This is a genomic window from Rhizobium sp. SL86 (assembly GCF_026672545.1).
In the GTDB taxonomy this organism is placed as follows: domain Bacteria; phylum Pseudomonadota; class Alphaproteobacteria; order Rhizobiales; family Rhizobiaceae; genus Neorhizobium.
Window position 1 is genome coordinate 757691 of the sequence record NZ_JAPPRJ010000009.1, and the last position, 21323, is coordinate 779013.

Genomic DNA, 21323 nt, shown 5'->3' on the forward strand with positions numbered 1-21323 from the left:
GCGCTTGAATTGCCCTGCGCGCGTCATTGCGACCCCAGCGGCGGGATCGGCGGGTTATAGGTGTCGCAGTTCTCCGGCAAGGTCAGGCCCGTCTGCTCAAGTTCTTTTACATGCACCTGAAGAAGCAGCTGGCGGCTTCTCGCCGAAATTCAGAGAATCCTTCAGTTTAGGGTTGATCACTCCTTTGCGCCCTTTGCATCCTTGGCGGTGTCTTTATCCTGTGCAGTACCCAAAGCATAGATCGCGAGGTCGGGGAATGAGACGTTATTCTTCTCGGCAATGTTCTCCAATTTAATGAACGAATCCCGCACATCCTGCGGTACAACCAAGTCCCTTTCCCGACGCAACCATTCCGCCTGATCCTCTATCCCCCGCCAAGGCCAACCAGGGGGACGATTGAATATATAGACGTGGAAAGGAAATGTCACAGAGGAGCCCGGCGCCGCGACCGGAACCGTAAATCGCTTAATCTGCGTATTGGCTGTCAGGGCGCGCACCCGTTCGGCCTCATCCATCGCAATTGGGCCGCCGGCACCGTTCTCTAGCATTTCGGCATAAGGCGCATAGCAACCGGAATGGTAGATTGCGACACAGTCGCGATATGCGCCTCTGGCGTCTTCTAGCCGTCCGAGGGCTACAAAAGCACTGGCACGCAACGCCACGGACCCAAACCATGCACTACGGACGTAAAAATCATCCGGGAACCGTTCCAGATAAGCGGTGCGGCAATAGCTTATGTTCTCGTCCAAGAGCGCAATTGCTGCATCAACCTGTGAGTCCGCAATCAGGGCGCGGGAAAGTTCACGACGGGCCTCGCAAAGTTGCTGAATGGGCTCCGAGAATCTTAAATAGTACGGATCAGCGACACGTCCTTCACTCAATTTCACGGCGTCGCGCAAGATCGCCACTGCCTCGGCAGTCCGCCCGTCCTTTAGAAGGCGCTTGCCACCGGAAAGGCTGGCAGTGCGCGCACCTGCACCACAATTTGCGCCGCCTCCCAACACATTTGCACAAACCATCAACCGCCGGTGTAAATCGAGGATTTCAGCTGTCACCTGAGCCGCTGATACACTCGAGTCTCCGGCAACTTCCAATTCGAGAAGTAAATTTACGACATCACCCGCGGCGTCGCCAGAATGGTCAAAACTGTTAGCGGTACTGGCCCGCTCAATGCCAGTTAGATAGGCATCGGTCGATCGACGGGCATAGTCAAGCGCGGCCTTTATGTCCTTATCGACATATCGCGCGATGAAATGGCGTTCGTACAGGATCTTTGCAATAGCATTTGAGAAGGTGCCAGTTGAATCGACATCAGTTACCGATTCCGCGATTTCTGTCGCTTGAGACAAAAGGTCAAGGGAATGATCGCGGTTACCCGAATCCCGCGCAGCTTTTGAACGGTCGAATAAACAAGAGAGAGTCTGGAGCCTGAACTGCCGGTTGCCTTCATACTCCACCAGACTGCCGATAAAGAAGTCGCATGCCTCGTCATTAATCTTGCGGGCTTCCTCAGCTCGACCCAGCAAGGTCAGGATAAGTGCATAGTTCTGACGCAACGTATTCAGGTCTACAACGGCAGCAGTGCCTTGCGGTGCCTTTGAAACCGCCGCCTCAGCAACTTCGATACTGCGGGCGCTGATCTCCAAAGCTAGCCTCAGATCCCCTCGGTTCTGGGCATCCCGGCGCGCCGAATCAAGACTCCAACTAATCCAGGTTACGTCGGTCGATGAAAAATTCTCCAGCAGAGGCAACAGCGGATCGGACAGCACGTTCAATATGTCAGCGACGACTTGCGTCTGTCGCGGATCGCCGATCAAGGACAAAGCCTGATGATAGCGATAGGACGCTCTGGCAAACAATCGAATATCATCGGGCCTGGGTTGAGAGACCAAAACAAGCGGTCGAATCCGCTGATACGCTGATTCGTACAGCGCAAGGTCGGCGAGCACGTTATCGTTTTCTGCCACGATTTCGGCCTGCCGCAATTCAGCAAGCGCCAGAACGCGAGCGTCCACCGCACTGTCGCCTGCCGCGAGATCGACCTGCGCCTTGCCTAGTTGGCTGACGATCCTGTTGTTAATTTTGTCAAACCCCCATACTTCATACATATCCGCACTCGAAATCTCTCGAAGGACCTGGTCAATGATGCCTCGTGCCGTTGCCAACCGGAGTTCCGAGATGCGAACAGCCGCGGCCAATTTAGTGTTGGTACGCTCAAGTGTGCCAAGCGTCTGGGTAAGCTCAGTGTTTGTATGGGCAAGCTCTACGTTCGCCGATTCGAGCGCGGTGTTTGCACCGGCGAGCTCACCGTTGACTACGGCAAGTTCGGTATTCCGTTCCTCCAACGCCCAACCGGTGCGCAGCGCGTGAATCCCAGACCCAGAAGCCATAACCAGTAATATCGTTGCAACTGCAAGGCCAATGCGTTGTGCACGGCTGCGGCTGCGTTCAGCTTCGGCCCGGCGGTTGGCTTCCTCGACAATACGCCGCGCATCTTCCAGCTCGCGGTCTCGCCGCGCATCGTCGGCTGCGCGGCAGGCGGCAAGATAGGCGCGCTCCTCACGACCCAGCTTCAGGCCGATCTGAGCGCGGCGGCGGTCGTCTTCACCGCTTGTTTCGTCCAGCATGTCGGGTCGCAGAAGGAGGTTTTCCGCATCCTCCAGGCGGCCCGCCGTATGGGCAAGCCAGTCGCTCCGCTTGTCGTTGGCAAGCCAGTCCCGCGTGGCCGAAAGCACCCCTTCAAGCGCGGCGAGGTGCGCCTGATCCTCCTGAAGCCAGCCGGCCAGCGCCGCCCATTGCCGGAGCAGCGATTCATGCGCCGGTTCAATGGTCGGTTCATCGGCGCCAGGGGCCTGGTCGGTGGACAAGAGCCGAGCGTCGATCAGATGGCGGATCAGGGGGCGCGCTTCCTCCGGGATCTCCGACAGGCGCGCAACTTTGCGGCGGGGCTGTCGGGTCTCCGGATCAATTCCCGCAAGCCAGGGGATCAGTCCGCGCCGCAGCAGGGCAATACGGGCTGCGTGATCGCGGGGCACCGCCGGGTCGCCATCGCAGGCCGCAAAGGCATACGCCACGGCGGCCTCGATGGCGCCGGCCAGTCTCCCCGATGCTTCATATTCGGCAAGAGAGAGATTTCCATCGCCGCCCTGCTCGGCAAACAGGCGCTGGAGGGTGAACGCCAGCAGCGGCAGGGTATCATTGCCGCCGCCATGCTCGATATCCGCCAGCAGCGCCGCCGTCAGAGCCGGTTCGATGCGCAAGGGCTTGCCGCCGGCGGCATTGAGGCGGCGTGCCGGGCCTTCGATCACCGTCTCGAACGCGCCCTTCGGCATGGGTGCAAGACTGAAGACGGACTGCGAGAGGCCTGACAGGGCGGGGGCGGATTGTAGCGATCCATAGCTGTCGGTCCTGATCGTGAACAGGACGATCGCTCGGAGCGGTTCGGCTCGCTCCATGGTCACCTGATCGATTTCGGTCAGATGTCGGAGCAGTTCCAGAAAGCGCGCTGCTTCTGCGCCGCCGTCGGCCAGAAAGAGTTCCTCTGCCTGATCAACCGGGATCACGATGACCGGCTGTCGCGCCTCTGCTTCGCCGGGCATGGTCGGAACCCGCCGATTTGCCGCGATGGCAGCAAGGCGGGCGGCCACGGCCTCAGGATCGTCCACAAGGTCGCGGATGGCCGCCCGCTTTTCAGGCATGCCAGCAAGCTCAAGAGCTTTCAGCAGTGATTCAGCAAGCCCGGTGTCGCCCGTCAGCGCGGCTCGGGCGGGGCGGATGACCGGCAGGGGGCAGAAGATGCGGTCTTGCCGTGCTAAGCGCGGCAAAAGTCCGGCCCGCAGAAAGGAGGACTTGCCCGCGCCGGACGCTCCCTGAATCACGAAAAGCCGTGGCGCTGCACGCTCGGACAGCGCGCGTAGCGCGTCCATGGCTTGAACCAGCGGGGCCTCGCGGCCAAAGAAAATGCCAGCATCAACCCCATCGAGCGGGGCGAGGCCGCGATAAGGGGACCGGTCTGGCTGCTCCGCAGGAGGCCATTCGAAAAAACGCGGATCCAGACCGGCTTTGACAAGACCGGCGCGCAGCCGCGTCAGGCCGCCCCTGGAAAAGGTAACATGCGCCTGTCGACCATCCGGTGGAACGGTGACAGGGAAGATCTCGTGATCCTCGCCAGCGTTGAGATCGGTGAACTGCCATGTTTCCTTGAACCGTAGCGGAATGGCCTCAAGGGTGATGTCGTCGATCAGGACTCCGAAAAGGCGCTTGGAAAGCCGTCTGGCCAGATCGAATTCCCGTGTGCACCATTCCGACCCTAGCCAGTTTCGACTGACGAGGAAGATGACCGCCTCGCAGCGGTTCGCGGCTTTTGTCAGCGCCTCTTCCCAGCGCTCGCCTGCCGCGATGCCACGCTCGGGATGAAAATCGACAAACACATCGTCCCAGCCGGCTTTGCGCAGCCAGCCGTCGATCGCCGCAGCCGCAGCGTTGTCAAGACTTGAATGGCTGACAAAAATCCGCGTCATCACCCCGCCCTGTCGATCTGTGGGTTTTGCCTCAGCAGTCTATCAGTCTTAAAAATCTTCCGCGAATAGTTTTAGAAATTATACTCGATCAATAGTGGAGTCCGAAAGGAATAATTCTATCCTTGATGTGTCGTTGACCCACGCTCACGCCAGCGCCCGCACATGTTCGCGCAGCGAGACCAAAGCGCGTTCGGCCACTTCGATTTCGCGCTGGATCACCAGGGCGTCGCGGTGGTCGATGCGGCCGTCGTGGATGGCGGTGTCGACGGCTTCCAGCACGTCGGCGGCTTCGAGCAAGATGCGGTGGGTGGCGCGGATGATATCGGTTTCGGGATCGTCCAGCGCGCCAGAGACCCGCTCGACGGCGAGATAGCGGCTCTGTTTGACCAGATAGGCCAGCGGGCGCGGATCGGGGATTGAGCCGAGCAGGGCGGCGATTTCATCGGCGGAAAACACCGTGCGTCCGTTCAGCCTGGCGTAAAGGGCATCAGTGCCCATGCCGATGGCGCGCGCCGCCTGCTCCACGCTCACGCGCTTTTCCACCACCAGCAATTGATAGATGAGCTGCGCAAATTCCGCCCCACGATCCGCCATGCTCACCCCTTGTCCCTGCCGCCCGGTTCCGTCCCCTGGCGGATTGAACAGGAATTGGCCGAGGTTTCAAGCCTGTCAGTGGGTGTTGGGTGGCGGCATGCGGACCCGAGATTATCCTACCCCTTGCACCGCCGGCCCTTCATCTGCTGCGCTATATCGCCGGTGGGATCGGGATCGTCGGGGCTGGCCTTGCGGCAGGTATCGGCCGTGTAGCTCTCGACTTCCAGCACATCGATACCGAGCTGTTCGGCCTCATCGAATGTCAGGCGATCATCCTTTTCTGGTCGCTTGAGGGCGGGTGGCGAATTCAGCGGTTCGCGGACGATCCGGGCAATCGTCGTTTCCTTGAAGCCGAGCCGGGCGAGATAAGCCCCTGTCAGCGCATAGCCCGTGGTGCTGGCGGCAAAACTTAAGTCCTCCTCGCCCGGCGCCGGCGGATTGGCCTGGCCGAAGCGAATGACCGCATCGCGGCCCATATAGCGCTTCACCCCGCCCAGCCATGCCAGCGCACAGCCGCGCTGGCAGGTGGCCTCCGAGAGAACGAAGGTCCAGGCGCGATGCTCCGAAATTGCCGCGCCGATGCGGGCGGCAAGGATGGCATCGCCACCAACCCCGTTGAAGGAGACGACATTCTGAGGATTCTCCCTCAGAAGCTGCTCGATGCGCAGATCATCGCCCCTGCCGATCTCGCCTTCGATATGGATGTGCTGGAAACAGGAGATGCGCCGCGTGGTGATCTCGGCTGCCACCGCCGGCACGGCGGCGAGGCTGGAGAGAAGCATGCCCAGCGCGATGCGCGAAAGGCGGCGCCTGCGGGACGAAACGTAGTCGTACATGCAATGATCCTCGTGTCTGGCGCATCAACGCGCATTGGCATAGAGCGGATTATCGTCGAAACGCCCGGCAAACAGCGGATGGTGGCGATAATCGAGTTTGGTGATGACGCGGCTTTTCTCGCCCGCCCTGCTGACCACCGCCTCCCGCTGTTTCAGCGCAAACAGGCTGTCGGCGGTGACATCGCCAAAGGCGGCTTCGCTGAGGCCCGCCGCCATGGAAAAGCTCTTCATCGGCCCCATGGCCAGCATGTCGCAATTTTCCAGGATGGCGCGGTAATCGTGGTGATAGGTCGCCTGCAACTGCGTCAGGCTCTGCAGCAGCCAGGCGATCCGCACACCATAACCGCGCCCAAGCGTGGTCATCGATACCAGCGCCGGCACATTGCCGAGCTGCGCCACCTCGTCAGCCAGCACCAGGGTGGGATGGGCAGGACGATGCCTGCGCCGGGTCATCAACTGCATCAGGCTGGTCAGATAGACGCGGAGCAGCGCCGCATGGGATTTCAAACGGTCGGGCGGGAAAATGAGGTAGATGGTATAGGGCTGATCCGCCGCCTGGATTTCGGCAGGCGTGAGGCTATTGAAGCTCAGACTGTCGCGGACATTCTGGCTGGAGAAGATCCTGAGATGCTGGACCACGGTGGACAGCACGCCGCCGCGGGTAATGTCCGGCAGTGACAGGAATTTGCCAAGATTTGACCCTGCCAGGCGATGGGCCGCCGGGTGCTCGTCCAGAAGACGGGCCAAGGCATAGACGGCGTCATCGGCGGAAAAGATTTCATAGGCTCGCCCCAGATGATGATGTTCAGGCTCCTCGCTTGACTTGCTGAAGGCCAGCATTCCGGAAATGACGATGGCAGACCACTCGTGCCAGAACTCGGCGTCGTTGACACCGGACCGCGAGGCCGCATCGCCAGTGCACAACATCGCAACCAGCGAATAGAGGCCATCCTCGAAATCGCCGTCGTCGATGCTCAGCGGCGACAGCGGATTGAAGCCGGAGCGCTCGACCTTGGGCAGCAGGCCGAATGGGTCAATGGCTAGCACCGGCCCGAGGGCACGGCGATACCGATGGGTGACGTTATAGAGTTCGCCTTTGATATCGATGGCGATCATCCCGTTGTCGTCGCAGGCAAGCAGGTTCGGAATGGCAAATGAGGCCGATTTTCCGGTACCGGTGGCCCCAACCACGATCAGATGCCCGTCATCCGGGCCCTGAGACAGGATCGCGCCGGACGCCCCGCCTTCAGCGGCACTGCGGGCCGAAAAGCCGATCGCCGCCCTTGGCACAATATCACCCTCGACACCGAGCAGAAAACCTTTCCCGGACATCAGCGCCGCCCTCCAAAGCTGTTCAGCGGCGTCAGCTCAATGCCGAACCACGCCTTGGTGCTTGCGATGAACTCGGCGGGGATTTCTCCGGTGTCGTCGAGATAGGTCGAGGCCAGGACCTCGCCATAGGTGCACAGGTCGATCATACCCACACCATCCACGGCCCGATGAAAGGCCGTCTCGCGGCCGGGCTTCAGCCGAACCACGTAGTAGGCCCAGCGCTCCGTACTGTCCTTGGCCTTGAGTTTGGCAACTTCCTGGCTGCCTTGCGCAATGAGCCGGCCTGTGAAGGTCATGACGGTTTTCTGCCTGTCCTCGATCATGGCGAACGACCTATGCCTCCTATTCCTGATGCCCGCGACGACGCTGAGCTACAATCCAGGAAAAGGTTATGCTGCCTTAGACATTGTATGCCATCAAAACGAATGGACCGATTTTGACGGCGAGCCACCCGCCTCTGGGATCATAAGGGTAAGATAACGATGTCACAGCAAGGATCTTCGCCACCATGCAGGCGGAGTTCAGAGGACGCGCTGTTGCAACCTCGATGGGTTCCGGCAGCACATATGACGTCCTCCGCACTCAAGCCTCGGCTGCATCATCTGCCGCGGCAGGGCCAAGCCGTCGTGCTCCTTCAACCCAGTCAGGGCGCAATGGTTGAAGCGAAGGCAAATACGTGCAAACGCACCCCAATCAACGGGGATGGTCTCCAGCCTCGATTCGATTGCCGCGAGATGTCCAGCTATGGTGATGCAGTCCGTCGCGAAGCATCCAGGCGGCAGACCTGTTACGAAAAATCGAAAATCGAAAATCGATTTTCCGATCACGATTCACTCAAGAAATAGTTGGTACTTGGTACATGCACATTGGCATATCATGCTGTTATATCTAAACAAATCGCGCCGATCCGTCCAGTCGATCATCGGCGCAACGGCGAAAACGGGAGCTTTGAGATGATTCTTTTTTTCTTTTGCTTCGGATTTTTGCAATGATTTCGTCTCCGTCTCGTCCTCCCGCCTGTGCCAAATCGATCTCTTCCGGAGCCCCTCCTGGCACTGGGGTCCAATGCAAGTCGCCATGCAGCAATTGCGCATACGTCGATGGACAGCATCACCGCGCAAGCGAAACGATCAAGCCTTAGGCTCTTGGGCACATGTAACCGTTAAGCGCGACGGCGTCACGTACCACGAGGCGCAGAGATTTGATAGCCAGATAGGCGGGCGGCAGTCACCGCGCCCTCGCTTCCCCGTATACCATGACATCTTGTCAGACAGGAGCGACCTTCTCCCCGGTGCACGATCCCGATCGGCGTCGTGACAGAGAAGATGGCCGTCATGCATGAAGAATTGAGATAAGGGGCCGGCACCGATCCGACAAACCGAACCAGCTCTCTCTCCATTGAACAACATGTCGATGATGATGTAGACAGGACTATAATAATCGGCACACCCCTGCCCCTTAGAAATGGCGAAGCGGAAGTGATGATAAGTACCAGGTTGAAACAGACACTATACAGCCTACAGTTACATTGTCGTATGATCACCCGCGTTAAGCCAGACACGAGATATAAATTATTGGACAGGGCCAATATCATTATGTTTTTCACTCGGGCCTGTCGCGAAGACAAAGTCCCAAGCAAAATAGGATGGCCATGCCGCAGAATATTGACCTAAGGAATATCGATCTCAACCTTTTGATCATTTTCGAGGCAGTTTACACGGCAGGAAATATCACACGCGCATCGCAGCAGCTCGGCATGAACCAGCCGACCGTCAGCAATGCACTCGGCCGGTTGAGAGGTCAGTTTGATGATCCTTTGTTTCAACGGGCGGAAAAAGGCGTTGCGCCGACCCCCTTCGCCGAAAGTCTGATCTTTCCGATCCGCCAGGCGCTGTCGATTTTGCGGGACACTCTTTCGATGAACCGGGATTTCGATCTCGCCAACGCGGTGCGCACCTTCCGCCTGGCGATGAACGACTTCACAGTGGTCGGGCTCATCCCGGATCTTCTCAACCAGATCACCCGGCGCGCCAGTGGCGTGAAGCTGTACGTGATCGGCCATGAAGTCATGCCGCCGATCGACGCGCTGCTGGCGGGCGAAGCAGACGTGGCACTCGACAGCTTCATGAAGGAGGTCCCCGGTGTCGATTTCATTCCTCTGCACATTCCGCAGGGCGTGATCGTCGCCCGCCGTGGTCATCCGATCCTGCAGGGCGAGATCAGCAAGCAGCAGTTTTCCGAGCTCGGGCACGTCGTGCTCAGGCAGGACTCACGCATGCGGGCGCATGCGGAGGCGATCCTCCTGTCGCAGGGTGTCACACGACGCATCATCTGCGAAGTTTCGAACTGCATCATGATCCCGTCTCTGATCACCACGACGGACCTGATTGCCGTTCTGCCGGCCCCTTTCGCCAGGAATGCGGCGCGGCATTACGACCTGCAGGTTCTGCCGCTGCCCTTCCAATCATCCGGGCCGCGGCTGCAGATCGCCACGCTTTCCGACAAAACGACGGATCCGGGCATCCAATGGCTTCGCCTCCAGCTTCATCAGGCCGCCACCCAGAACGCCAGCGAAGAGAACTGGCTCTCGACGACATAGATTCGATAACCATAAGGTCAAACCTTTGGAGAGAGACACACTCCTAAATAAGCCACCGTTGAAATTGTGCAGACTGACGTAAACGCCCAGACAAAACTGAGAGCGTAACAATGTCTCATATCCACCTACGGATGGGACCATGGCGGTAACAGTCAGATCGCAAAAGCACTGGTTCGCCTCGATGTGCTGATACTCGATGAACTCGGGCATCTTCCGGTCAGCGCTTCGGGCGGCCCATTGCTCTTCCACCTGAGGAGCAAGCTTTATGAGCGCAGCGGCGGCACCATCCCCACCAACCTCAGCTTCAGCGACTGAGCCACCCTCTTCGGCGACGCGAAGATCACGACCGCTATCGACTTCATGCAGCAGCTAGACGCTTACATCCAGTGGTACAATCAGCATCGCATAAAGCTCTCATCGGGCGGCAGTGGCCCAGCTAAATACCGCCGGAATCTCGGAATTGCGGCATAAGCAGTCCAAGAATTCGTCCGCACCTCCCAAGCAACATTCTTTAGTGATTATTGACTGAGCGCGCGGGATGCCCGCCAATAGAGGTAGGCCGACACCAGCCCGAACCCTTGCAGACAAACGAGGGCAAGATTGAGCGAGATCGGGCCGCCAATTGCCTCGCTCAGAAGCCCAACCAATGTCGGCCCGACGCCCAGCCCCAAAACCGTTGCCAAGGAAATCAGCATGGCGGATGCGACAGGGCGTTCCACCGGGGATACGGTTTCGTGCAACACTGTGAGCGTTGGCGGGTAAGTGGACAGCGACAGGGCCGCCGGAACGACGAAGGCGACGAGCGCAAGCATCGGATCTCCTGCGAGCAGAAAGACCAGACTGAACGGTTTGCCGAGCAGGATGACCAGCGAAGGCGCAAGGGACAGCCAATCACGGTCTCGATCCGTCAGGCGTGCAATGATGCGGCTTGTGGTAATCGTGCCGATGATGGCGAGAAGGCCGCCGACGGAGGCGGTTGCCGCTGCCTGGATCTGCGAAAAATCATGCTGGCGCACCAGAAAGGCCGGATACCAGGCAATGGCACCCGACAGGACGATCTGGTTGATCGTTTCGGCCGAGAACATCAGTCTGGCGCGGCGGTTGGCATAGATCGCCTGGAGAGCGGTGCCAAGAACCGTATAGCGGTACGGTTCGCCCGGCCGTCTCGCGGGATAGTCCCGCTTCGGCTCCGGCACCAGAAACAGCAGCAGACCCGGCAGGATACCCACAAGTCCAGCGCAGATCATGGCCACCCGCCAGCCATAGAAATGTCCAACGACGCCGCCGATCAGGACGGCAAACAGGCCTCCAACGGCGGAAGCGCTGGTAAAGTGCCCGAACAGTTTCACACGCCCGCTGGAATGAGTGGAATCCGAAAGGATCGAATGGGAGGCGGGGATCGAGGCGGCTTCCGCTGCAGCGATTGCCGCCCGCGCAACGAAGAGCTGAAAGAAGCCCGTCGCAAGTCCCGTCATCATGGTCATCAGCCCCCAGATCAAGGCGGAACAGGCAACGAGGTTGCGACGGTTGCCAATCGAAGCCCAGACCGCCGCCGGGATGGATGCAAGTCCGTAGGTGAGAGAGAAAGCAAGGCCAGACAGTAGTCCCATTTCCACATCGCCAAGGACAAGTTCCTGGCGGATCGCCTCGAGCATCACGCTGAAGATTTGCCGGTCAAGGTAGTTCGCCGCGTAGATCGCAAACAAAAGCCAATAGGTTAAGCGCATTCCTACTCCAGACAGCAATACGTCGGCATCGAGAGAGCAGCCGCATCCCTCCATCGCGAACAGCGTCAACTGTCAGTCTTCCGGGACTCTGATAAAAAATTACTCAATTTGCCTATATCGTCATTTTCCGTCTTCCCATACGCAATTTGGCCTAGGGATAGTGTGATGGGGCCGATATCGCGATATCCTGCGACCTGCCCTTCGGTAGCACCAGTGACATCACGCCGCGGTGTTAACTTTGCTGTCATTGTGGCCAGTGAGGCTATCTCGCAAGATAGCCGCCGGCGGTCACGAAATCGCAAGCAGCACGAAGCCCGTTGACGCGGAAACGTGCAGAAACCCGCTTCGGTAGTCGCGACGCCAACGGGTCAACAGTGACCGCGACAATCCATAAAGCCGCGCCGTCACCGCACCCTGCCGAAAGCCTTGCAGGCTCTCCTCGACGGTCAGAAGCTTCTCGTCATCCGACCAATCCCGTCGGCGACCAAGATCATCGGGCGGCAAGACCTCAATGGGCGAAATGATTTAGCGCATGTCATAAGGCATGGACTTAAAGACAATCAGCAATTCAGGGCAGACGATCTTCATGGAAGGGATACCACCGGGCGGGGCTTCCGCTGCTTCTCCGGATGAAGATCGACAGTGATCAGGCAAACGGGCGCCGGTATGCAGTTGCCCAATGCATATCGGCGCCCAATCTCGCTACACACATGTTGCTGGGCATTTTCAGCACAGCCTGGATGCCGCCGCCTGCGGGATATCAGTCGGCAAACGTATAATAAATCTTCTTTCTCTTTTCTTTCTTTTTGTCATCACTCAGCCAATCGACAAGGTTCGGCGGCTCGTGCTGGGACGCTGTGCCGGCGTTTCGCCTTGGCGTGTACTTTGTGCGGTAGACCTGTATCTGAGAAAGGCCCTCAAATTCATCGCCGTATTTTGCCTTTATGGATGATACCGTGGACCACCGTTTAGCACGCGCTGCCACAACGGCTTGTCCCATGACACCACCTTCCGTCGGCTCCCAGGCGACGGATTTGTTAAAGAGTTCACTGGCTTCAGCCGTCTTTTTCTGTGACATCAGGTACCATCCGAGGGCCTGGGCACCAAGCGCGGATTCCTGCTCCAGGACGAGACCCTTGAAGAACTGGAAGTCATCGCCCTTCAGCACCATAGGTGTCTCGTTTGTGAGACCGTCGGCAATCAGTTCGATGTAGATCTTGGTGATCTCCTTGCTGTCGGCAAGATGAGCTTTTGCTAGGGCGATTGCCTCGTCCAACTGGTCCATGTTACGCTTGTTCAATATGATGCCTTCGATATTCTTGGTGTCGTAGCCAAGTCGGCTGGCAAGATTGAACCACTGGTATGAGGCATTCCACGCCTTCTGACTGTAGTAATACCAACCGAACAGAGACGCGTCGTTCATCAGTTGCTTGCGCTGTACGAAATCGGCAAAGCGCTGCAATTCGTCATTCGAAACGGGATCGCTGAGAACATCGCCGCGGGCGATACTACCCATTTTTGCGCGCAATGGGTTGAAAGCGACATCCTCGAACTCGGAGGTTCCATCGGGAAGTCGCTTGCCCATCATCGCAAGGCTCATAAAGCCAGCCTCAGGGAGCACCAAGCTGGCCTTCTGGACGGTTGCAAGACGCTCATTGGCATTGTCACACGTGCTGATCACGTATTTGTAGAGATCAAACGATCGCGAAAAGTCCTGAACGCGGGCGAGTGATTCAGCCGTCAGCCAGATGGCGTTCATCTCTTGGCACACCATCAGGCCTGGTGTCGCTTCGGCAAGCATGATGACCTGGTTCCAGTTACGCTGTGCGAAAGATCGCTCCATCAGTGTTCGCGTTTCGGCAAGTGCAAGCTTGTTCTGCAGGTCGGACGAGGGTTTCCAGTTGACGTTATCGACCTGCAATCGGGCGATCTCGTTATGTACGCCCGCATAGTCACCGCGTGCGAACATGTCCCACAGGGGCTGCTCGGAAATATTGGTCGGTTGATCGAATAGGTCCTCCGGTGCCTCCCATTCCGGATAGAGTGCCTTCAGCCGTCGAATTTCTGCCCCCAGTCGCTTCAAGTCTCGCTGCGAGGCATAATAACGCAAGGCGGTTTCATCCACTGCCTTTTCCGGCTGATTTGCCGCCTCGGCGGGCGTGCGCGGTGCCGAAGGAGCAACGCTGAGCAGCTGTTGCTCATTCAGTCGCGGTTCCACTCCGACGGTCGTCTGGGCACGCGGCTGCGGCGAAAACGGGTTTTCGCCCGGCCTCAATGGAATTGTCTGAACCTGAGCCGGCACCGACGTCGCATTGGGGGCGATCGGCACGACAACCGGAGCGTTCGCTACCGGTGCAGCCGGCGCCACCGTCATGGCAATTTTGGTCGTGACCGGGTTCGCTTGAACCGCCCCGTTGGGCGCATAATCAGGTGACTGTACCGATGCTGGCAAGACAGCGCTTACATGGGCAGCATGCAGAGGGGATGTCTGAGGAGAAGCCGCGGGAAGGACGGTTCCAAGAGGACTGGATGTGCCGTTTTCGCCGGTCGCATAGCTGATTGGCAAGATCAGGCAGCAACCACCGAGTAGAACGGACTTCAGCGAGAGCCGGTCAAACATGTCGGGTACCTTTCTGCGATGACCATGAGACTGAGAACGTGGAGAGTTGAGGGGTAGTAATCAGTTGGCGTAAAGTTAGAGATCGCGTCGACATTCAAGGGTCTGCCTAAGCTGCATTCGACAACCTCGGCCACCGCCTTGTATCCGGCGTCTGTCAAGAACGAGGTCTGAGTCGCCGTTGCCAGTTCGACCACCGCCAGGCCGTTTGCTGGCGTCTTGCGCCACTGACGTGCAAACACCTCAAGCAGTTCAGGATATTCGGCGCTGTACCAGGCAAGATAGAGCGGCACCCGGATCGCATCGTATCCGAATTGCGACGGATATCCCTTTGCAGGCCTTGGCTCCCGTTGAGACAGGGAGATCCAGTCCGGCGGCAGTTGCGCCGGCCCAAAGCGGGCCTCCCTCATCAGCGACAGTCCGCTCCGCAACAGTGGCCGCGCCGGAAAAGCCTCCGACGTCAACCCCAGGTCATTGAGCGCCGGAAATACCCAGTAGGATAAATTGACGATCGGACCATCGGGCTGATCATTCGCCTTGAAACCGTGAACTCCCGGCATCAGCATCTTGCCGTAAGCCGTGTCGAGCGTTGCCTTCGCGGTAATGGCCTGTGCAATCTGAAGCGCCAGTTTTTTGTAGTCCGCACGTCCCCAGAGTTTGCTCGCGCGCAACAGCGCCCAGGCAATGAGCAGGTCGCCGTCCGTTGCATTGTTCTTGTCTTTGACGTGCGGTTTTTGTGATCCATCCCATCGCCATGATGCCAGTGCATCGTCGCGCGTCATGAGATTGGCGCGTGTCCACTTCCAGATCGACTCGAAGGATCTGCGGTCGTTTGCGATCACAGCCATCAGCATGCCATAACCTTGGCTTTCGCTATGGCTGATATCGCCCGCCTTGTTATCGATGACACGTCCTTCACCGGTCACAAATTTATGCCGGTAAAGTTCCCACGCTCCGGAGGCGAGGTCCGCCGCCGGGTTGTCGCCTCCCGAAGGCTGTGCCATCGAAACAGGCGGACCTAAACACAACATCATCGCCGCGAAGGGAATGATCAGCTTCTTTAATGCCATCATTGCTTGCGCCGACCTCCCCGAAGGACGAAGAACGAGGAGACCCCCAGCAAGATTGCTGCAACAACCTGTGCGATGGTGAATTCCAGCGGATTGTTCGCCAGCCAACCGGCCAAAATGAGCCTTCCGTTTCGCAGCGACATTGCCTGCGTTTCATAAAGCTCCTGGCTCTGTGCTTCTTTTCTTTCGATCAGCTTTCCGCCGCGGTCAAACGCCTGAACGGTACCGCCAATTTGGCTCCAGGCTTTTGCCTGCGTCATTGCGTTGACGCTTTCTTGAAGAACCGCCTCATCCCGTGCCGCCAATATCGTCCATGAGGACCTTGGCGCGGTATTGCGTTGAGCCAAGACAAGATCCGCCTGGACCGGCATTTCGTAGGTTTCGTCGTTTGGAAGGACCTGGGGGTTGCCGATCATTTGGAGATGGGCGGCCTGGGCCTTCAGACGCTCATAGGCATTTTCCGCAACAGTTTTAGCCAGATCGGCATATTGCTTCAGCTTACCGTCTTGCGCTGCGGGTATGTCGCTGGAACCATTGTCGCCGAATGCTGCAAAGCCCGTATCTCCCAACACAGTCATGGATGTGTTCGCTGCAGTCAGGTTGCCGAGCGTGGGAGTAAGATCGATGCGCAGGTCCGAGAGCACGTTTCGGCCGAGATCGCCGAAGGTGCCAACCGCCAGCAGAGGGGTCGTGCGATCAGCGGGCCATTCGCTGGTGGAGGTCACCTTTGTGGCCACACCGGAGAGGTAGGCTGACTTGGCAAGGAAGGTAGCTGCCGCCCCAAGCGAAGGCTTGTTGTAATCCCTGATATAAAGAGGGATCGCCTCGCTGAGGCTGCCACCGGCAAAGTTGCCGGCCGTGGCAACAGCCAGATCTGGCGAATGACCAACCCGCGCGAAAACCGGCATTTCCAGGGAGCTGTCCGCTTTCACATGCAGACGGGGTGCCACGGACATCAGGGTTTGGGGATCACACACGGTATCCGCACCAGCACTCAGATCAGCCTCGAAGCGGATAATGTTTTTGCCCGGACGCAGCTTGTTAAGCGGGATGGGGAGATGCTGGTCCACGATGCGGCCTGACCGTCCGTCGGCAAGGCTCACCGTGGCAACCGTGTCTCCGTTCGCTCGCACGAGCAGCCGCGCATTGGAGGACAGTCCGGCGGCGTAATCCGCATTGAGATTGAGGGTGGCTGCGCCATAATCGCCGGGATAGAAGTCCGCAGGAAGATTGAATGCGAAATCTTGATCATAATGCCGACCGGAGAACGGACGCGAAATGAAGCCGAGGTTGGAGAGCGCTGTGCGGCTACCGGAATTCAGTGTTTGACCGCGCCTGTTCTCCATTGCCCGGCGGCCCTGGATAGATCCGTCCTTGTAGTGCTGCCGACTGTCGAGCGCGAACTGGTCCACCAACTGGGCAAGTGCCTCGTCGGATCGGGCAGATGCAATCAGTCTGGCCTCCCCTGTCTCAGCATTGGTCTCGATGCGGATCCCTTCGGTAAGATCGCCTGCCTTTTCTCCCAGTGCCTGCCGTAGCGTTGCAAACGTTCCGACCGCCAGTTCAACACCAGGTTCTTTGGTTGGAGCGCTGGCGATGTTGATGACGGCTCGATCGAGCTGCCCGGCAATCACCAGAGATTGAACCATTGATATGGTTTGATCGACTTCGTTGCTGGATGCTGTACGCGGCAAGATGGCTCGCACAGCAGGACGACCCGTCATATTGCTGTAGGCCAGCAGGGCTGACAAATCGTCGCCTTTATCGCCGGAGGACTTGGTGAACGAAAAGCCGGTACCGGCAGGATCGATCTGGCTCCAGAGTTCATAGGTCGCATCGATCGAGCAATCGACCCGATGGGACTGGTCGGCCAGGATCACCAGAGAGTTGTAACCCGGCTGCAACACGCCCTTTGGCACGTCCAATTCAATGCGGCGGGCATTGCCCGAGAGTAGCTCGACATTGCCAATATCCTGGTCATTGACGAACAGGCGCAAGCGGGAGCGTTCCGGAGCAACCGAAATTGCCGTCTGCAGCTTGATGATGAGTTTTGTCGTTCCCGTCATTTCCGAGGGGAGGACGAGGAACGGGAACTCGCGACTTGTCGCTTCGCCAGCGAAAAACAGCTCATTGCTATCGGCCATGATGGGACGCAAGGATCGGTCGATTTGCGTCGTCTGAGGTGCCGTTGGCTGAGGGCGCGTTTTTGGCGCGAGAACGAAGCCGCCAGTGGCCGAGCTGGCGTGAGCAATTTCCGCCAGGATTGTCAGGATGAGAGCCGATGTGGCCAGACGCGAAAACATTCTCATTCTCCAATCTCCCGATGGCGCAAGGCAGCCGTGGCGACAACCGGAGAGGTGGAAACGGACTTCGTTTTGCGCTCGCCGACCGGCTGGTTCGGAGTACCGCTCAATGCAATCGACAGAGCGGAAAGCGGGCAGGTCACCGCCCAGCGGATGAAGCGGATGCTCCCTGCGATCAGGCTCTTGGGCTTCCGGCGAAGCTCCCTTTGATTTCGCACAACTGAAAGATCTCGGAACATCAGTTCAGCGATAATCGGGAAATGATGAGCTTCTGCTTCGAATTTCAACTCGATGCTGTTGTCGCCGGTGCCTGAAATAGCACCGATGTGAACCGGCAGGCTGGTGATGAGCATATTCGCAGATGGATCGAGCAGGCGAAGTCGGCCGTACTCACCTTTGCGCAACTGGCGCGTGGTCGCTTCAACCGGCACAAGGCGGCCAACACGTGCAGAGGCATTGATGATTGCCCCTTTCAGCACCGTCTCACCAAACTCGACTTCCACGGATGCCCGCACGGGCAGTTCGACCCCGGCAACATCTTGGCCTCGTTCCGTCACCACGCCGAGTGCTGCCCCGGCGATAACCAAGTTCATCCAGTTCCAGATACCAGCGATCAGTAGCAGGCTCGAAATTTCCGGCTCTGTATTGTAGCGGTAAGCCGCAACAAAGAGGGTGATGGCCAGAACCGCAAAGATGACGACGTAAGGCAATGCCAGCTCGGAAATGCTGTCATGTTTCTGCGAAACGCCCTTTGCCGTGACCTTGAAGGTTGGACTTTTCGGCTTGAGAATGACGCTTACGATGGCTTTGATGAGGTAGACACTCTGAACATATTCATAAAGCTCTGAAACCCAGGGCCAGCGTACATTTCCGTAGAGATACGTGCGAACCATTTCAGCAACGATGATATACATCACCGTATAGGCGATAAAATCTTCGAAGGATGCGACGAAGATCTTCATGTTGAACAATACAAAGAGAATGGGCGCGATCAGAAATGCCGCCCGTACGAACGGAAAGAACCAGAAGAGTGCACTGGATAGGTAGCTGACACGCTGTGGAAAGCTCAGGCCGCGCTTGAACAGCGGATTCTTCAGGAGAAGGATCTGGACCATTCCCTGACACCAGCGAGAACGTTGGCCGATGAAGCTTGCCAGGGTTTCCGGTTGAAGGCCGGAGATAAGCGGCTTGTCGATGTAGCGACTGTTCCAGCCGCGAGAGTGAAGCTCAAGGGCCGTTTCACAGTCTTCGGTGATCGTAATTCCGGAAAACCCACCGACTTCTTCCAAAGCTTCGCGCCGAAGAACAGCTGCAGATCCGCAAAAGAAGGACGCGTTCCAACGATCCAGTCCCTTCTGGATCTTGCCGTAGAACATTTCGTTTTCCGAAGGCATCTTGCCAAAAGTGCCAAGATTGCGTTCGATCGGGTCCGGATTGGAAAAGAAGTGCGGCGTCTGAACCAGGAAGAGCTTGGGATCCGTCAGGAAGTGTCCCACCGTCTGCCGCAGGAAGCTTCGCTCTGGTGCATGGTCAGCGTCAAAGACGACGACCAGTTCGCCGGTTGTGCGCCACAGGGCCGCGTTGAGGTTGCCTGCCTTGGCATGAAGGTTTTCCGCCCGCGTCAGATAGACGACGCCAAGGTCGCTGCACAGACTCATCAGATCCGCGGCCCTTGCATTTGCCTTTGCGGCAGTGTCTGGATCGCTGCTGAGCCGTTTGGCGTCCGTGCCGCCATCATCCAGCAGATAGACCGTGAATTTGTCTGCAGGATAGTCCATAGCTGCCGCGGACGCCAAAGTCAGCGCCAGAATTTCTCGATCCTCGTTATAGCTTGGCACGAAGACATCGATTGTGGGGCAGTCAGCGTCGTCGATCTCCGGCGCAGGAGGTTGCTCGATAGGATCGGCAATCACGAAGAGGCTGATGGCGAGCATCAGGATGCAGAACATCTCCGCAGCGTAGAGCAGAATACCCGGCACGAATGAATACAAGTCATCGACGGGCGGGATGGTGCTTGTGGTGCGCCAGTAGGCGTATTGCAAGATGACGATACTGGCCAAAGCCAGAAAGACATGCCGCCATACACCGCCAAGTCTGAAGAGCATGATCACCGCAAGAATGGCAATCACCAGCAGCGAGAGGCTGAGCCGCGTCGAATGCCCGACGGGTTGAGCGACCAGCAGGAGCATCAGCAAGGCAACGCAGAACCAAAAGCCAAATGTAAGGGCTTTAACCAAGATAACGCACTCCCATGTGGGTTACGAACATCACTTCGTGTGTGAGACGACAAAGGCTGTGCGTTCAGCAAGATCGACAGTCGAGGCGTGCCCACTTTCGTAAGGTAAAGGAGAGGTTAATCCGCAATGAAAGGCGTCTGTCTCAATTGTTGCGGCTTTGTCCGTTTTCTTATGCTTATTGTCCAGAATCGTACGCGTATAATTAAAGTATTGACCGAAAATTTACCCGTGAATATATATTCATACAAATATCCACACCGTAAGTTCGATCTTGATGCGCATATTGCTTCGAATTAATCGAGTGAGATGAAAAAATAGTCACAATTTCGTAGCAATATGTTCTTTTTTTGTGCGCTGCATGATGGAATTTAGATCATGAATTCCGCTTATATGCTTTGTTAATAGACGAGAAGGTTCGGCATGACAAAGAGGATTGGCGTCTTACTCTGGGACAATGTATCACTTGCCGAGATGGCTGATCTCGCGAAGTGTATCGAAATGGTCAATAAGCTTGCGGGACAGGAGATCTTCTCGCTGACAACCTTCGCAAAATCGCGAGGGGCCGTGTCACGTATTGGCACGTGGTTGGTGTGCAGTGCTGCCTATAGCTTGGAGGAGGTGCCTGATGATTTTGAGATCATTCTGATACCGCCGGCGGAGTGTTTGACCCCCAAAGCCTCAGACGCTGACTGCGTGACCTTTTTTGCTTCCCGCAACAATGTCCGTCGGGTCTGCGCATGGGGGAACGGTGTCGTCTTCGCGGCGGCATCCGGCGTGACCCAGGGGCGCAGGATTGCCTGCGACCCTGCGGACGTCCCAGCAATTCTGTCCATTGATCGTCGGGCAACCATCGAACCTTTTGCGGACTTTTGCGATGCTGGCTTTCTCTGGACCTGGACATCCAACAACAGGGCAAAGAACGTCGTATTGGCTTTGGTGGGGAGCGAATTCGGGCTGCCGTTCGCCCAGGAGCTTGCCAGGCGCATCGGAGTCTTTGAGCGAATGAGCCAGATGGTCAGTGGATCTCGCAATTCGGTGCGAAGTTCATCCATGGATAAGCTAAAGGACTGGATAGAGCAGAATCCGAGCGCTGACCTCACGGTTCCTGCGCTTGCCAAAATGGTATCCATGACCGAAAAGACGCTGTCACGGACGTTCAAGGATCGGACTGGTCAGACCCTTGGGGGCTTTATCCTATCCGTTCGCCTTGGGCACGCCTGCGATTTGCTTCTGAACTCCGACCGCAAGATCAAGGATATTGCACGTCTCAGCGGACTTGGAAGTCAAGCCAACATGCGACAGTTGTTCATTACGAAACTGGGACAATCACCCAGTAAATTTCGCATGAAGCAAATAGTGCCCATCGATATGTTTAGGAAATCCGACAGCATGCAGGACCGCCCTTCGGGTCTTTCGGCGCGCACCCATTAAATGTAATCGATCTGGAGACGCTTAGAGCATGACCACTTTATTCGGAGTGATATCCGC

General features: G+C 57.6%; 13 protein-coding genes and 2 pseudogenes. 4 read left to right on the top strand and 11 right to left on the bottom strand.

Annotated elements, in window-relative coordinates:
* Positions 1 to 176: 176 nt before the first annotated feature.
* The 5 genes from OU993_RS26750 to OU993_RS26770 all read right to left on the bottom strand — a co-directional run bounded on the left by OU993_RS26750 (position 177) and on the right by OU993_RS26770 (position 7605).
* Positions 177 to 4520, bottom strand: a complete 4344-nt coding sequence (locus tag OU993_RS26750) for a DUF2610 domain-containing protein (protein WP_268162091.1) — start codon at positions 4518 to 4520, stop codon at positions 177 to 179.
* Positions 4521 to 4664: 144 nt separating this feature from the next.
* Positions 4665 to 5114, bottom strand: a complete 450-nt coding sequence (locus OU993_RS26755) for a phage regulatory CII family protein (protein ID WP_326493871.1) — start codon at positions 5112 to 5114, stop codon at positions 4665 to 4667.
* 116 nt (positions 5115 to 5230) lie between these two features.
* A complete protein-coding gene (locus OU993_RS26760; RefSeq protein ID WP_268162095.1) occupies positions 5231 to 5950 on the bottom strand; it encodes a hypothetical protein in 720 nt (239 codons plus the stop codon).
* Between the two features lie 24 nt (positions 5951 to 5974).
* Positions 5975 to 7282: a type IV secretory system conjugative DNA transfer family protein gene (locus tag OU993_RS26765; protein WP_268162096.1), complete on the bottom strand. Its 1308-nt coding sequence runs from the start codon at positions 7280 to 7282 to the stop codon at positions 5975 to 5977.
* Positions 7282 to 7605, bottom strand: a complete 324-nt coding sequence (locus OU993_RS26770) for a hypothetical protein (protein ID WP_268162097.1) — start codon at positions 7603 to 7605, stop codon at positions 7282 to 7284. Before OU993_RS26770 ends, OU993_RS26765 begins: the two co-directional genes overlap by 1 nt.
* A gap of 1328 nt (positions 7606 to 8933) precedes the next feature.
* On the opposite strand from OU993_RS26770, the gene OU993_RS26775 reads away from it, so the two are divergent.
* The 3 genes and pseudogenes from OU993_RS26775 to OU993_RS26785 form a co-directional block, all read left to right on the top strand.
* Positions 8934 to 9881 (top strand): LysR substrate-binding domain-containing protein, encoded by a 948-nt coding sequence (locus OU993_RS26775; protein ID WP_268162098.1) that lies wholly within the window; start codon positions 8934 to 8936, stop codon positions 9879 to 9881.
* Between the two features lie 141 nt (positions 9882 to 10022).
* Positions 10023 to 10193 (top strand): annotated as a pseudogene (locus OU993_RS26780) (ATP-binding protein); the annotation flags it as partial.
* A 30-nt stretch (positions 10194 to 10223) separates the two neighbouring features.
* Positions 10224 to 10352: pseudogene (locus OU993_RS26785) on the top strand (IS3 family transposase); the annotation flags it as partial.
* Between the two features lie 47 nt (positions 10353 to 10399).
* On the opposite strand, the gene OU993_RS26790 reads toward OU993_RS26785, so the two are convergent.
* The 6 genes from OU993_RS26790 to bcsA all read right to left on the bottom strand — a co-directional run bounded on the left by OU993_RS26790 (position 10400) and on the right by bcsA (position 19835).
* Positions 10400 to 11608 carry an MFS transporter gene (locus OU993_RS26790; protein WP_268162099.1) on the bottom strand — a complete coding sequence of 403 codons (1209 nt, stop codon included), beginning with the start codon at positions 11606 to 11608 and terminating at the stop codon, positions 10400 to 10402.
* Between the two features lie 288 nt (positions 11609 to 11896).
* Positions 11897 to 12112, bottom strand: a complete 216-nt coding sequence (locus tag OU993_RS26795; RefSeq protein WP_268162100.1) for a transposase — start codon at positions 12110 to 12112, stop codon at positions 11897 to 11899.
* A gap of 256 nt (positions 12113 to 12368) precedes the next feature.
* Positions 12369 to 14228: a hypothetical protein gene (locus OU993_RS26800; protein WP_268162101.1), complete on the bottom strand. Its 1860-nt coding sequence runs from the start codon at positions 14226 to 14228 to the stop codon at positions 12369 to 12371.
* Complete coding sequence (locus OU993_RS26805) at positions 14207 to 15298, bottom strand: glycosyl hydrolase family 8 (protein ID WP_268162103.1); 1092 nt, start codon at positions 15296 to 15298, stop codon at positions 14207 to 14209. The genes OU993_RS26800 and OU993_RS26805 overlap by 22 nt, the downstream gene beginning before the upstream one ends.
* Positions 15295 to 17598: a cellulose biosynthesis cyclic di-GMP-binding regulatory protein BcsB gene (locus tag OU993_RS26810; protein ID WP_268162105.1), complete on the bottom strand. Its 2304-nt coding sequence runs from the start codon at positions 17596 to 17598 to the stop codon at positions 15295 to 15297. Before OU993_RS26810 ends, OU993_RS26805 begins: the two co-directional genes overlap by 4 nt.
* Before the next feature lie 2 nt (positions 17599 to 17600).
* Positions 17601 to 19835, bottom strand: coding sequence for a UDP-forming cellulose synthase catalytic subunit (gene bcsA, locus OU993_RS26815; protein WP_268162112.1), 2235 nt, complete (start codon positions 19833 to 19835; stop codon positions 17601 to 17603).
* Positions 19836 to 20255: 420 nt separating this feature from the next.
* Here bcsA and OU993_RS26820 point away from each other — a divergent pair, with 420 nt between their 5' ends.
* Complete coding sequence (locus OU993_RS26820) at positions 20256 to 21266, top strand: helix-turn-helix domain-containing protein (RefSeq protein ID WP_268162114.1); 1011 nt, start codon at positions 20256 to 20258, stop codon at positions 21264 to 21266.
* The last annotated feature ends 57 nt before the right edge of the window (positions 21267 to 21323 follow it).